16 protein-coding genes and 1 pseudogene are annotated in these 12,471 nt (G+C 67.7%); 14 read left to right on the top strand and 3 right to left on the bottom strand.

Annotated elements, in window-relative coordinates:
- A partial coding sequence (locus JYA52_RS00715) for an HNH endonuclease (RefSeq protein WP_205651239.1) occupies positions 1-580 on the top strand: 580 nt, incomplete at its 5' end.
- Positions 581-653: 73 nt separating this feature from the next.
- On the opposite strand, the gene JYA52_RS00710 is transcribed toward JYA52_RS00715, so the two are convergent.
- Positions 654-1,430 carry a hypothetical protein gene (locus tag JYA52_RS00710; protein ID WP_205651238.1) on the bottom strand — a complete coding sequence of 259 codons (777 nt, stop codon included), beginning with the start codon at positions 1,428-1,430 and terminating at the stop codon, positions 654-656.
- Positions 1,431-1,721: 291 nt separating this feature from the next.
- Between JYA52_RS00710 and JYA52_RS00705 the strand changes: the two genes are divergently transcribed.
- The gene (locus JYA52_RS00705; protein WP_205651237.1) at positions 1,722-2,360 is read left to right on the top strand and encodes an arsenate reductase/protein-tyrosine-phosphatase family protein; all 639 of its coding nucleotides are present in this window, start codon (positions 1,722-1,724) and stop codon (positions 2,358-2,360) included.
- A 66-nt stretch (positions 2,361-2,426) separates the two neighbouring features.
- Here the strand turns inward: JYA52_RS00705 and JYA52_RS00700 are convergent, their stop codons facing one another.
- Complete coding sequence (locus JYA52_RS00700) at positions 2,427-3,617, bottom strand: winged helix DNA-binding domain-containing protein (RefSeq protein WP_307869268.1); 1,191 nt, start codon at positions 3,615-3,617, stop codon at positions 2,427-2,429.
- 418 nt (positions 3,618-4,035) lie between these two features.
- Between JYA52_RS00700 and JYA52_RS00695 the strand changes: the two genes are divergently transcribed.
- A complete protein-coding gene (locus tag JYA52_RS00695; protein ID WP_205651235.1) occupies positions 4,036-4,200 on the top strand; it encodes a hypothetical protein in 165 nt (54 codons plus the stop codon).
- Between the two features lie 26 nt (positions 4,201-4,226).
- Positions 4,227-4,901, top strand: coding sequence for a PAS and ANTAR domain-containing protein (locus tag JYA52_RS00690; RefSeq protein WP_205651234.1), 675 nt, complete (start codon positions 4,227-4,229; stop codon positions 4,899-4,901).
- Between the two features lie 48 nt (positions 4,902-4,949).
- On the opposite strand, the gene JYA52_RS00685 is transcribed toward JYA52_RS00690, so the two are convergent.
- Positions 4,950-5,354: an ArsR/SmtB family transcription factor gene (locus JYA52_RS00685; RefSeq protein WP_240459812.1), complete on the bottom strand. Its 405-nt coding sequence runs from the start codon at positions 5,352-5,354 to the stop codon at positions 4,950-4,952.
- A 133-nt stretch (positions 5,355-5,487) separates the two neighbouring features.
- Between JYA52_RS00685 and arsB the strand changes: the two genes are divergently transcribed.
- From arsB to JYA52_RS00635, 10 genes and pseudogenes are all read left to right on the top strand, one after another.
- Complete coding sequence (gene arsB / locus JYA52_RS00680) at positions 5,488-6,582, top strand: ACR3 family arsenite efflux transporter (protein WP_205651232.1); 1,095 nt, start codon at positions 5,488-5,490, stop codon at positions 6,580-6,582.
- A gap of 42 nt (positions 6,583-6,624) precedes the next feature.
- Complete coding sequence (locus JYA52_RS00675) at positions 6,625-7,059, top strand: arsenate reductase ArsC (RefSeq protein WP_205651231.1); 435 nt, start codon at positions 6,625-6,627, stop codon at positions 7,057-7,059.
- A gap of 100 nt (positions 7,060-7,159) precedes the next feature.
- Complete coding sequence (gene trxB, locus JYA52_RS00670) at positions 7,160-8,137, top strand: thioredoxin-disulfide reductase (RefSeq protein WP_205651240.1); 978 nt, start codon at positions 7,160-7,162, stop codon at positions 8,135-8,137.
- Between the two features lie 182 nt (positions 8,138-8,319).
- On the top strand, positions 8,320-9,738 hold the full coding sequence (locus JYA52_RS00665) for an FAD-dependent oxidoreductase (protein WP_205651230.1): 1,419 nt from the start codon (positions 8,320-8,322) through the stop codon (positions 9,736-9,738).
- 47 nt (positions 9,739-9,785) lie between these two features.
- On the top strand, positions 9,786-10,208 hold the full coding sequence (locus JYA52_RS00660) for an arsenate-mycothiol transferase ArsC (protein WP_205651229.1): 423 nt from the start codon (positions 9,786-9,788) through the stop codon (positions 10,206-10,208).
- A 2-nt stretch (positions 10,209-10,210) separates the two neighbouring features.
- Positions 10,211-10,663, top strand: a complete 453-nt coding sequence (locus JYA52_RS00655; RefSeq protein ID WP_205651228.1) for a universal stress protein — start codon at positions 10,211-10,213, stop codon at positions 10,661-10,663.
- Positions 10,664-10,760: 97 nt separating this feature from the next.
- Entirely contained in the window at positions 10,761-11,036 is a 276-nt protein-coding gene (locus JYA52_RS00650; protein ID WP_205651227.1) for a hypothetical protein, read from the top strand.
- Between the two features lie 115 nt (positions 11,037-11,151).
- Entirely contained in the window at positions 11,152-11,409 is a 258-nt protein-coding gene (locus JYA52_RS00645; RefSeq protein WP_205651226.1) for a hypothetical protein, read from the top strand.
- Between the two features lie 38 nt (positions 11,410-11,447).
- Positions 11,448-11,957, top strand: a complete 510-nt coding sequence (locus JYA52_RS00640; RefSeq protein WP_205651225.1) for a CHAD domain-containing protein — start codon at positions 11,448-11,450, stop codon at positions 11,955-11,957.
- A 265-nt stretch (positions 11,958-12,222) separates the two neighbouring features.
- Positions 12,223-12,471 (top strand): annotated as a pseudogene (locus tag JYA52_RS00635) (hypothetical protein); the annotation flags it as partial.

Genomic DNA, 12,471 nt, shown 5'->3' with positions numbered 1-12,471 from the left:
CGATGACCTGGTCGAATGGACCACCGGCACCCCCGGCGGGATCACCGGCATCGAGATCCAGCTCATCATGACCGACCGCACCCTCTTCCAGGGCGACTCCGAGCCGGCACGGATCCCCGGCTACGGCGTGGTCCCGGCGGGCTGGGCACGCACGATGGCCGGTGCTGTCGAGCCGGCGAGCCGCGAGGAACTCAGCGTCTGGGTCCGCCGGCTCTACACCGCCCCCGGAACCGGCGAACTCGTCGCGATGGACTCACGGGCACGCCTGTTCCCGGCCCCGCTGAAGCGCTTCATCCAGGCCCGCGATGACACCTGCCGCACTCCCTACTGCGACGCCCCCATCCGCCACCACGACCACATCGTTCCCTGGCACAACGGCGGAACCACCAGCCTCGAAAACGCAGCCGGGCTCTGCGAAGCCTGCAACCACACCAAAGAAACCCCGGGCTGGAAAGCCATACCCCGGCCCGGCCCACGGCACACCATCGAACTCCGCACCCCGACCGGCCACACCTACCACTCCACAGCACCGCCGTTGCCCGGAACCAGCCAGGCCGAACAACTGGCCCGTGCCTCCTAGATCAGGCCACGCGGTGCCCGGCACTCCCGGATCCAGCCACCCGATGCCTGGCGCCACTTACAAGCAGGCCCGGCTAGCCTGCCGGCCGCAGCGAGGTAATCATCCGCTTGATATCCCGGTACTCGTCCGTGCCTGCATACCGCTCCGCCTTCTCCAGATATGGCGAAGACGGATCGCCGGGCGTTACGTTGTTGGCGGGGTTATAGAACGCCCCGAACATGGCAGCTGTGGGCGGCCACGTGAAGAAGTGGAAGATGGGGCACGCAGTGTCCCCCGTCGGCGCCGGGCCGGTCACGATGCCGTAGGCCGCGCCCGGAGTGTTCGCCGGTCCCGGGTCCTTTGCGCTGCCGCGGGACTCGAACACGAACCGCGGTGTGAGGCCGTTCTGCGTTAGAGCCGGCAGCTCCTGGGAGTCCAGGACGGAGTACTGGTGCCGTTCCATGCACGTGGAGCCGGTGGCCATATTGGTCCGGAGCGTAGCCAGCGGCTTCCCGGCCTGGTTCCTGATTTCCGCGAACGCGCCGCCGCCTTCAGGCAATTCGCCCGCGGGATCCGTAACGCTCCACGCTGCGGGCAGGTCGAACGTGAGCTGGCCGTCCGCCGTCGTGTAGGTCGTCCAGGCCTCCGACGGTGTAGTGGCGCCGGTCGCGCTCGGTGTCCCGTCCGACGTCGGCGTCGGGCCCGGCGTGACGGGAGTGGCGACGGAGGGGGCGGTGACGGTCGTGACGGGATCCGTAGCGGCAGCGGTGCCCGGCGACGGCGGCCCTGCCGGTTGCCCGCATCCGGCGAGCATCAAGGCGAAAACAAATGCCGCGGGAACCGCGGCTCGGGACGACGCTGTCCTGCGCATGTCACTCTCCCAGGGGACGGAAATTGGTCCCTTAAGTGTGCCGTTCTGCGGCGCTCTGAGATCGAGGCCGGGGGTGATTGACGTCGAACCGTTGTTGGCAATAACAGTTCGGTCCGGCGCCGACAAATGCTCCAGGCGAAGCCGGTATCCATTAAGTTATGCTCCGGTCCGCCGGTCCACCTGGGGGTTGCCGCCGCGCCTCCTGCTTCCCGGCGCCGCGTGAATGCTAGGTTCGAGAGAGAAGATAGTCCGCTCCATCCCATCCCCGTTCCCATCGAAAGAGCATCAACAGTGGAATCGCCTGCACCCGTCCGGATACTGACCGTTTGCACAGGGAACATTTGCCGCTCCCCTGTGGCGGAACGGCTGCTCCAGGCCGGGCTGGACCAGGTGCTGCCCGGCGGCTTCGAGGTCCGCAGCGCGGGCACGCGTGCATTGGTGGGCGACCCCGTGCAGCCGCCGTCCGCAGACATCATCCGCACGTTCGGCGGAACCGCGGAAGGGTTCGCCGCCCGGCAGCTGACGGGCAAGATCCTGCGCCCGGTGGACCTGGTCCTCACCATGAGCTCGACGCACCGCGGAGAAGTCCTCCAGCTCGACGCGTCCCTGCTCAAGCGCACCTTCACCATCCGCGAGTTCGCACGCATGCTCGACGTCCTCCAAGAACGGGAGGCGCCGGACGCGGGCGGCGGCATTCAGCCAGGCGGAAACCATCACAGCGACCGGATCAGTGCCAACACCGAGCTCTGGCGGGCACTCCCGGCCCGTGCGGCATCGGTGCGGCACCTGGCGCTGGCTCCCGAAGCGGCTGACAACGACGTCGTCGATCCTTACCGCCGCAGCGACGACTACTACCGCCAGATGGAGGACGAACTCGCCCCGGCCATCATCTCGGTCCTCCGGTTCGCCAGGCTGAACGTCCCCTCCTGAACCCCCGCCAGGCCACCCACGGCCCTAAACCCACGGCAGGCCTGCCAGTGGCGGCAGCCACGAAGCTCAGTAGCTGTCGAACTCGACGTCCACGGACGACGCGCCCCGCAACGGTCCAACCTGCTCGGCCTCACCCTGCAGTGACTTCCTGTCCCGGTCTGGCAGCGAGCCGAATGTCTTGATGGTGATGTCCAGCTTCCGCCCGCTCTTGTGCGAACGCCATGTGCCCGTGATTTTGCCGCCTGCGAGGACCGTGCCCGGTTCACCGACCATCTTCCACACCTCCCGGTGGTACTTCTTGTCGACGATCGTTTCGCGGTCGCGGACCTGGGTATAAGGGTCACGGGGCGGGAGCAGGCGGACACCCTTCGGCATCGGCGCCGACCGCAGGGCGTCGAGATCCTCGGTGAGGATCCATGCCGTGCCGCCGAACTCGACCTGCGTCATCTCGTCCTCGACCACGCTCCACCAGGGCCCGGTGTCACCGATATGGATCCCCGCCCACGCGGCGAAGTCGCCGCGTGTCGACGGTCCGTAACAGCGCAGGTAGCGGCGAAGCAGCTCGGCGCGCGCGAGGTCCGGGTCGGTGTCCGGGATCGGATGGCCAAGCCACTCGTCGACCAGAACGAACGGTGCCTTGGTCCCGGCACGCGGCGCGAAACAGACCACCCCCTGCAGCGTGAGGATGCGCACGCAGAAATGCACCACGCCCTCACCGAGCGGCTGCCCCGGGGCGTAGGGACCTTCTTCCTGCCAGATGTCGCGTTGCCGCTTCGGGAGCCTGCGGGCAATCCGCGCGGCGATCTCGGCGCCCAGCTCGTTGATGGCGAGCCTGCGTCCGGACAGCACGTCACCGATCTCGGCGCCGGTGAGCCGGACCGCCTCGATCATGCTCATGCCAAGTTTGTTCAGCGCCTGCTCCACGCCGGGTACAAGGTGCCGCATCGCCGCCTCGGTCGGCGGCAGCACCCCGGTGGTGAATACCGGCGCGTCCGAGGCCGGGAAGTAGAACGGCGCGCCGCGCATGCACCAGGTCTGCAGCAGGCTCTTCTCCCCTGCAACTGCGTCGGCCACCTGTTCCTGCGTGAGGTTTCGCACCCTGGCATGCAGGGCAAGCAGCGCCGATCCGGGCGGGCTGTTCTGAATCCCGCATCGGCCGGCGGCGTCGAGCAGCCCGCCCTCGCCCAGCCGCTCGGTGAGGTGATGGGCGCCCAGGCGAAACGCTATGACGCCGCCCGTCGAAACCCTGTGAGCCACTGGCACATCCTACCGCCGCCCGCCAGCCGACCCGCCTGAGGTTCGCTGCCGTTAACGGCGTACGACGGCGGCGCGGCCCCCAAAGGTAACCGTGCCGCCGTCGTACGCCCCTGTGGGCAGAGCCCCCCAGCCAGCCCCGGGTGCCCCGTCTCCGCGCTCCTGTACGATCCGCGTGGTGCCACAGGTACCGCGTCCTGCCGCGCGTCTCGCACCGGGATCCGGAAGTCCGAAGCATCGGTGGTTGCACTTATGACTATGTGGGAGGCGGGTTGGGAAAACCCTGTGGGCGGGGTGGCCACGGCCGTCTCTACAGGTTTTCCGTTCAGCTGCAATTTGCTTGCGTGCCTTTTCGCCCCGGATGTATAGTCGCTCATCCCCGCAACCGGGCGGGCCGGGTTGGTCAGGACTGGTGTCGGCGATGAAGAAGATAATGTGGACCGTTGCCGCGGTGGCGGTGGTCTTTCTGATCATTGGCGGAACGGTGGAGGCTGTCGGTTTCCTGCTGTGGGTGGCACCGTTCCTGCTGATTGTTGCTGTGTTGCTGTTCTTCCTGAGCCGCTCCGGCGGCCGCCAAATCCCCTGACATCATCGTCGACGTTGGAGGCACCCATGCTGCTTGGAATTGGCGCCTATTCGTTTCCCCCGGACTCTGGACAATGCCTTGCCGGGACTTTCTATCTCGATGTGGCCACGGGCCGGCTGGACTGGTCGGAGGAAGTCTTCCAAATCCACGGCTACACCCCCGGCGAGGTGGTACCAACGCTTGAGCTGCTCATGGCGCACAAGCATCCCGAGGACCGGGCGCCCATTCGCAGGCTGATCGCCGACCTCTGCGCCCGGGGAGGCCAGCAGGCCATCTTCCACCGCGTGATCGACAGCCATGGCCGCGAACACCACGTCTTCACCGCGGCAGAGGCGTGCGGGGACTCCGGCAATGTCACGGGACTGCGGGGCTTCACCGTGGATGTGAGCCGGGCAGTCGACGCGGCGAGCCGCCATGCAGCCGCTGAGGCCATCCGGGGCACCTACGCCAGCCGGGAATTGATCGAACAGGCCAAGGGAGTCCTCATGGGGCTCCTGGGTGTGACGGCGGTGGAGGCATTCGGGATCCTCTCCGCCCGGAGCCAGAACTCCAACGTCAAGCTGGCCACCGTCGCAGCGCAACTGGTCGAAGCTGCCGTCAAGGGCGATGCCCGTGCCACGCTGTGCGACTGGGGAGAGCTGCCTGGGCAGCTGGATTCGGCGGGCCATGATCCGGCCGGGCGGCTGGATCGGGCGGGCTAGTACAGCTAGGCGGCCCGCGGGCAGAGGCGGCCCGGCGGACAGAGCGCGTTACAGCGTGGCGAGCAGTCCCGCCGTCGACTCCAGGGCCCCCGGCACCAAAGAGTAGTAAGCCCATGTGCCGCGCTTTTCGCGGTGCAGCAGACCGGCGTCCACCAGGATCTTCAGGTGGTGGGACACCGTGGGCTGGCCCAGGTCCAGTGGCTCGGTGAGATCGCAGACGCAGGCCTCGCCCGACTCGCCTGCCTTGACGATGGAGAGCAGGCGGAGCCTGTTGGGATCAGCGAGCGCCTTGAAGACCAGTGCGCGGCGCTGGGCATCCTCGGCGCTCAGCGCGGGCAGGCCTGCCGGCGTACAGCAGTCGGCACCGGCTCTGGCGTCGTCCCCCAGGAGGTTCCCCAGGGGGCTCCCCAAGGGGTTTTCCGTTTCCGGGCGCAGGGTCTGCTGAGTGGTCATGAACCCATTATGCACATAGATTGACATTCATCGATATAGGCGGGGATACTGCCTGTATCGACACTCATCAATGTATCAGCGGCCCGGTGCGCACCCATCAGCGCCGGACTGTCCACGGAATACCAGGAGCCCAGTGAGCACGCAGACCCAGCCATCCCCAGCCCGCGCCGAGGCGGCCGTCGCGGGCAAGCTCTCCACCCTGGACCGTTTTCTCCCGGTCTGGATCATCGCCGCCATGGTCCTCGGCCTGCTGCTGGGCAGCACCGTCCCAGGCCTTGGCACTGCCCTTGAGGCCGTGAAGGTCGGCGAGGTCTCGCTGCCGATCGCCGTCGGGCTCCTGGTGATGATGTACCCGGTGCTGGCGAAGGTCCGGTACGACCAGACCCGCCGCGTGGTGGGCGACCGCCGCCTCATGATCACGTCCCTGGTGCTGAACTGGGTGCTGGCTCCGGCGTTCATGTTCGCCCTGGCCTGGATCTTCATCCCGGACCTGCCCGAGTACCGCACCGGGCTGATCATCGTGGGACTGGCACGCTGCATCGCCATGGTGATGATCTGGAACGACCTCGCCTGCGGTGACCGCGAGGCCGCGGCCGTGCTGGTGGCTATCAACTCCGTGTTCCAGGTCATTGCTTTCGGTGCCCTGGGCTGGTTCTATCTCCAGCTGCTGCCCTCCATGCTGGGCCTGCCCACCACCAGTGCGGACTTCTCCTTCTGGGCCATCACCGGCTCCGTCCTGGTCTTCCTCGGCATTCCGTTGCTCGCCGGCTTCCTGACCCGGACCCTGGGCGAACGGGCCCGGGGCCGCGAATGGTACGAAGCCGCCTTCCTGCCGAAGCTCGGCCCGTGGGCGCTCTATGGCCTGCTCTTCACCATCACCCTGCTGTTCGCACTCCAGGGCGGCACCATCACGTCCCGCCCGCTGGACGTGGTCCGCATCGCGCTGCCGCTGCTGGTCTACTTCGTGGTGGTCTTCGGCGCGGGCATGCTGCTCGGAAGGTGGCTGGACCTGGGATACGCGAAAACCACCACGCTGGCCTTCACCGCCGCGGGCAACAACTTCGAACTGGCCATCGCCGTGGCGATCGGCACCTTCGGTGTGACGTCCGGGCAGGCCCTGGCCGGCGTCGTCGGGCCCTTGATTGAAGTCCCCGTCCTTGTTGCACTTGTGTACGCGGCCCTTTGGGCCCGCAAGCGCTACTTCAGCTCCAGCCCGCTTTCCGCCTGACCCGGCCCGCACACCCGATTTCCACACGCAGGAGTCCCCGCAATGACCACCGAAGCCGCCAAGAAGCCGTCCGTCCTGTTCGTCTGCGTGCACAACGCCGGCCGCTCCCAGATGGCCGCCGCATTCCTCACCACCCTCGCGAAGGGCCAGATCGAGGTCCGCTCGGCAGGCTCCCAGCCTGCGGACAAGATCAACCCTGCCGCGGTGGAGGCCATGGCCGAACTCGGCATCGACATGTCGGCCGAGATTCCCAAGGTCCTCACCAGCGAGGCCGTCAAGGACTCCGATGTGGTGATCACTATGGGCTGCGGCGACGAATGCCCCTACTTCCCCGGCAAGCGCTACGAGGACTGGGTCCTCGAGGACCCCGCAGGCAAGGGCGTGGAGTCCGTCCGCCCCATCCGCGACGACATCAAGGGCCGCATCGAGGGCCTGATCACCGAGCTGCTGCCCGCCCGTCACGCCGACGCCCAGTAACAGCATTCCGTTGAACGAGACTGAGTTGAACGAGCCCGAGGAAAAGGAGCCAGCAGTGAGCACCAAGACCCCCAAGCCGGAGAACGCCGAGCCTAAGAACGTGGCCACCCACCAGCTGATCATCATCGGATCCGGCCCCGCCGGCTACACCGCCGCGATCTACGCGGCCCGCGCCGGCCTCAATCCACTGGTCCTGGCCGGCTCCGTCACCGCCGGCGGCGCCCTGATGAACACCACCGAGGTGGAAAACTTCCCCGGCTTCCCGGAAGGCATCCAGGGCCCCGAGCTCATGGACGGACTGCAGCAGCAGGCCGAGCGCTTCGGCGCCCAGGTGGTGTTCGACGACGTCACGGACGTCCAGCTGAAGGGGCACCTCAAGCGCGTCGTCACCGGCGCCGGCGAGACCCACGAGGCGCCCGCCGTCATCCTCGCCACCGGATCCGCCTACAAGGAGCTGGGCCTGCCCGAGGAGAAGAAGTTCAGCGGCCACGGCGTCTCGTGGTGTGCCACCTGCGACGGCTTCTTCTTCCGCGACCAGGACATCATCGTGGTCGGCGGCGGCGACTCCGCCATGGAGGAAGCCACCTTCCTGACCCGCTTCGGCAAGACCGTCACCATCGTGGTCCGCAAGGGCGAACTGCGGGCCTCCCGGATCATGGCCCAGCGCGCCAAGGACAACCCCAAGATCAGCTTCGCCTGGCACTCGGCCGTCAGCGCCATCCACGGCGACGGCAAAGTTAGCGGCGTGACGCTGAAGGACACCCGCACCGGCGAAACCCGGGAACAGGACGCCACCGGCATCTTCGTGGCGATCGGGCACGTGCCGCGCACCGAGCTGGTGGCCGGCCAGGTGGAGCTGGACGGCGAGGGCTACATCAGGGTGGACTCCCCCACCACGTGCACCAACCTGACCGGCGTGTTCGCGTGCGGCGACGCCGTGGACCACCGCTACCGCCAGGCCATCACCGCCGCCGGCACCGGCTGCGCCGCGGCCCTCGACGCAGAACGCTACCTCGCGGCGCTGGACGACGCCGACAGCATCGCCACGGCGCTGGTGGAGGAACCCACCCACGCCTAACCACCCCGAACGCGGGAGGAGGTGAGCTGTATGAACACCGGATGCTGCGGCGACTCAGGCTGCTGCGACGACTGCCCGGATGACCAGCAGGGCTGCTGCTAACCCCGCCGCCTGCCGGGCCCCACAAGGGATCCGGCAGGCACCGCCCCCACAATCACCAATCGATGAGAACTGAGGACAGCATGGATTCAACGACGAACCTCCCCGTCGCCGTCATCGGCGCAGGCCCCGTGGGCCTCGCGGCTGCAGCCCACCTGCTCGAACGCGGCCTCGAGCCTCTGGTCTTCGAGGCAGGCCCGACGGCGGGCGCCGCCATTGAGCAGTGGCGCCACATCCGGCTGTTCTCACCGTGGCGGTTCAACGTCGACGCCGCTGCCGTCCGCCTGCTCGAGGCCTCCGGCTGGGAATCTCCCCGACCGACTGCCCTGCCCTATGGCGGGGAACTCGTGGACAGCTACCTCACACCGCTCGCGGCCCTTCCGGCCATCAGCTCCCGGCTGCTCACAGGCTCCCGCGTGGTGGCCGTGACCCGCAACGGGCTGGACAAGACGCACCTCCGGGACCGCGACACCACCCCCTTCCTGGTCCGCGTCGAGCACCAAGGCGGCGAGGTCCGGGACTATCCCGCCGCCGCGGTGATCGACGCCTCCGGCACCTGGTCCGCCCGCAACCCGCTGGGCACGTCGGGGCTCCCGGCCCTCGGCGAAGCCGCTCTTGCGTCCTCCATTTCTTCCCCGCTGCCGGACGTCCTGGACAGGGACCGGGCATCCTTCGCGGGCCGCCGCGTCCTCGTGGTCGGCGCCGGACACTCCGCCGCCAACACGCTCATCAGCCTGGCCGACCTGGCCAAGGCGGAACCCGGCACGCGGATCCTGTGGGCCGTCCGCGGCGCGTCCGCCGAGAAGGCCTACGGCGGCGGGAACGCCGACGGACTGCCGGCCCGCGGCCAGCTCGGCGCCCGGCTGCGCCGGCTCGTTGAGGCGGGAAGCATCGAACTGCACACCGGCTTCGGCGTCGCCTCCCTCACAGGGCACGACGGCGGGACGTCACCCGCCGCCGTCGGCGGTCCGGCCGTGACCCTCACCGCCGTCGACGGCCGCACACTGGAGGCCGACGTGGTGGTGCCCTGCACCGGATTCCGCCCGGACCTGGACATCCTCCGGGAACTGCGCCTCAACCTCGACCCGACCGTCGAGGCGCCGGTGGAACTGGGCCCGCTGATCGACCCCGAATTCCACTCCTGCGGAACGGTGGCCCCGCACGGCGCCAGCCTGCTGGCCCACCCTGACAAGGACTTCTACATCGTGGGCATGAAGTCCTACGGCCGGGCCCCCACCTTCCTGCTGGCCACCGGCTACGAACAGGTCCGCTCCGTTGTGGCCGCCCTCGCCGGAGACCACGAAGCCGCCAACACCGTCCAGCTCGAACTGCCCGAGACCGGCGTGTGCTCCACCGACGCCGGCACGAGCTGCGACGTCCCCGCAACGGCGACAGCTGCAGCGACAACCGAGGCCGCCGACAGCGGCTGCTGCGGTACACCGGAGCCGGTGCTGGTGGGTTTCCCCACCGGCCTGGCCCATGGCCGCTCGGGCAGCAACTGAACCACCGGCGACCCGCCAGAAAACCGACCAGAAAGAGGACCAGAAGCATGACCGAAACCCCGAAGGCCCCGAGTGTCCTGTTCGTATGCAGCAAGAACGGCGGCAAATCCCAACTCGCAGCCGGGCTGATGAAGCAGCTCGCCGGCGGGTCCGTTACCGTCTTCTCCGCGGGCACCAAACCGGCCACGTCGCTGAATCCGCAGTCCGTGGACTCCCTGGCCGAGCTCGGCATCGACATCACAGGTGAACACCCCAAAGCGGTGACCGACGAGGCGCTGGCGGCGGCCGACGTCGTGGTTGTCCTCGGCACCGAAGCGAATCTTGAGCCGCGTGAGGGCACCCGCTTCGAGTTCTGGGAAACGGACGAGCCGTCCGCGCGCGGGATCGAAGGCATGGAGCGCATGCGCCTGGTCCGGGACGACATCAAGTCCCGCGTGCAGGCGCTCCATACGGAGCTCACCGGGATCTAAGCATGACGCTCGTGCTTGGCGTCGACTGGAATTTCCCGGAGCACCTCGTCCGCACTGCAGCCGGCCTCGCGGGCGCACTGGGACAGCATCTCGTGTGCGCCTTCGTGGATCCGGCCAGCTACCTGACGGAGTGGGATCCGAGCGGCGAGCGAACGGCTCATTCCCTGGATCCGGCGACCAATGAGGAGGCCGATTTTCCGTCCGGGGAACTGTTGCGGGGCCTTGAAGCCATCCTCGGGAAGCCCGGCGACAGCTGGTCCTTCCGCGTGCTCAACGGTGACGTTCCCAAAGCCCTCGGCCGCCTGGCGGAGAGCACCGGGGCGTCATTGGTGATCGTGGGCGCCGACCGGCCCGGAGCCGCGGCGTGGGTGGACAGGCTCCTCTCGGGGTCCGTCTGGGGAACCCTGGCCAGCCGCAGACAGTGGCCCGTGCTCATAGTGCCCGTCCAACACTGATTGGGGCTGGTCCCGCCCAAGGACTGGGTCTACATTGCTTGGTGGGATGCCGCAGCCGCGGCTCCCGGAACACGCATGCATGGTCCAGGAGGAAATGATGAGCCCCACCCCCAAGCAGCCCGTGACCGACGGGAGCATCAAGGTCCGCCAAGTCAACCATTACCAGTTCAGCTGGGTGGCAGGCGAGCCCGGCCGGCCTGGAACCTGGACCCTACAGCTGGTCCTTGACCAGGGGGCCTGGGAGGAAGTTCTCACCCTCGACTCCCAGGACGCCGACAACCTGCAGCACCTGCTGTCGACGTCGGAAACGGTGTTCTACGACGTGCCCCGCCGGACCCTGATGTTCGGCACCACCGCCGCCGGGCATCAGTGACCGCCTGAGTTTCCGCGGCCGGAAAACAGCCGAAAAGCCATCCTGCGTACACCGTGCCGAAATCTTCCGAGAGCAAACTGGGATCGGATGCCGATTACCTGGAAGGGAATCCACGATGACCACTCAGGAAGAATTCGCGGCCACTGCGGGCGAAGACCTCTCGCCCGGTGACGTTGTTGAAGCACGCCGCGGCGGGCGACTGCTGCACCGGGGCACCGTCACGGATGTGGCCCACAACCAGGGGCTGCTGTGGATCATGGACACGCTCACGGGTGGCCGCAGGCTGCTTGACCACTCCGAACTGGAGATCACCCGCGCGCCGGCACTGGAACTTCCGGCGGATGTCCCGCCCCCGTTCCCGGTTGCCGGTTAGCGGCCGGGACGTCGAGCCGCGGTTGAGGGCCGTTCACCATGACGGATGCCCAGAAACCGGACGAAGCGCCCCGAGCCGTTCCCGCGGCTCGGGAAATCGACGCGATCGCAGCACTCCTCGCTGAACAGCTCGCCGAGCTGCTCGCCCAGGACCCGGGAGTGCGGGCCGGCTCACCGGCCGCAGCCCGGAAAATGAGGTCCGCCGCCCGCCGATCACGGTCCCTCCTCGAGGACCACCGCAAACTCTTCAAAAAGGCCGCAGTCAAAAGCCTCCGGGCCGAACTCAAATGGGTGGTCAACGCCGTGGGTCCGCTGCGCCACGCCACGATGGTGGACGGGCCCGTTCACGGGCCCAACCACGACCTGCCAATGCTGAATGCGCTGGGCCTATCCTTTGGACCGGCCGAAAATACCCAGCGTGCCGGCTACGATGCGGCGTACGGGAAGGCACTTGCCGCCTTGGAGTCGGACCGCTACTTCGGGCTCATCTCCGGGCTGCAGGCGTTCTGCGCGGCCCCTCGGGCGCGTTCCGTCGCGAAGCCCGCATAGCCCCTGCGTGCGCGGGCATTGACCGCGCACATTGACCGCGGCCCCCCAAATTGGGCGGTTCGCCACAGGTATTTCCAAGGTTTCTTGGAGTGCCCTGACGCATGATGGACTACATCGCGCAGGAGTTGCGAAGCCGGGCTTCCCTCCTTTGACACGCAGTTTCGCTGGCCATAGCCATGGGGGCCGGGCTGGGCCGTAGTTGATCCCGGATGGGTGCATTTCATCGTCCGGATGACTTTCATCGCCCTAGAGAAACTACGAGAAGATGAAAACACTGCTCCGTTGGTTCAGCCGTTTGCTTGTTCTGTCCGTCGTCGCCGCGGGGGGTTTGGTGGGTGTCTCCGGCCCGGCCCATGCGGCCACGGTCGGCACGCCCAGCATCACGTATTCGGGTGTGAGTAACCCGCCGACGGCGGATAAACCGCAGAGCAAGCTGTGGTGGAATGACGGGTCGTGGTGGGCGAACATGTGGACCACCGGCAGCGGGTGGAGCATTTACCGGCTGAACCGGAGT

The organism is Arthrobacter pascens, from assembly GCF_017052465.1.
Lineage (GTDB): Bacteria > Actinomycetota > Actinomycetes > Actinomycetales > Micrococcaceae > Arthrobacter > Arthrobacter pascens.
The sequence above is the reverse complement of the archived record's forward strand: the minus strand, read 5'-3'. Positions and strand labels throughout refer to the sequence as shown.

What these genes read in the sequence shown, in the direction of transcription:
- JYA52_RS00645 (WP_205651226.1), top strand. Translation starts at nt 11,152, where the DNA reads ATGACCACTCAGGAAGAATTCGCGGCCACTGCGGGCGAAGACCTCTCG.
- JYA52_RS00655 (WP_205651228.1), top strand. Translation starts at nt 10,211, where the DNA reads ATGACGCTCGTGCTTGGCGTCGACTGGAATTTCCCGGAGCACCTCGTC.
- JYA52_RS00675 (WP_205651231.1), top strand. Translation starts at nt 6,625, where the DNA reads ATGACCACCGAAGCCGCCAAGAAGCCGTCCGTCCTGTTCGTCTGCGTG.
- JYA52_RS00685 (WP_240459812.1), bottom strand. Translation starts at nt 5,354, where the DNA reads ATGACCACTCAGCAGACCCTGCGCCCGGAAACGGAAAACCCCTTGGGG.
- JYA52_RS00650 (WP_205651227.1), top strand. Translation starts at nt 10,761, where the DNA reads ATGAGCCCCACCCCCAAGCAGCCCGTGACCGACGGGAGCATCAAGGTC.
- JYA52_RS00690 (WP_205651234.1), top strand. Translation starts at nt 4,227, where the DNA reads ATGCTGCTTGGAATTGGCGCCTATTCGTTTCCCCCGGACTCTGGACAA.
- JYA52_RS00640 (WP_205651225.1), top strand. Translation starts at nt 11,448, where the DNA reads ATGACGGATGCCCAGAAACCGGACGAAGCGCCCCGAGCCGTTCCCGCG.
- JYA52_RS00660 (WP_205651229.1), top strand. Translation starts at nt 9,786, where the DNA reads ATGACCGAAACCCCGAAGGCCCCGAGTGTCCTGTTCGTATGCAGCAAG.
- JYA52_RS00710 (WP_205651238.1), bottom strand. Translation starts at nt 1,430, where the DNA reads ATGCGCAGGACAGCGTCGTCCCGAGCCGCGGTTCCCGCGGCATTTGTT.
- JYA52_RS00695 (WP_205651235.1), top strand. Translation starts at nt 4,036, where the DNA reads ATGAAGAAGATAATGTGGACCGTTGCCGCGGTGGCGGTGGTCTTTCTG.
- JYA52_RS00665 (WP_205651230.1), top strand. Translation starts at nt 8,320, where the DNA reads ATGGATTCAACGACGAACCTCCCCGTCGCCGTCATCGGCGCAGGCCCC.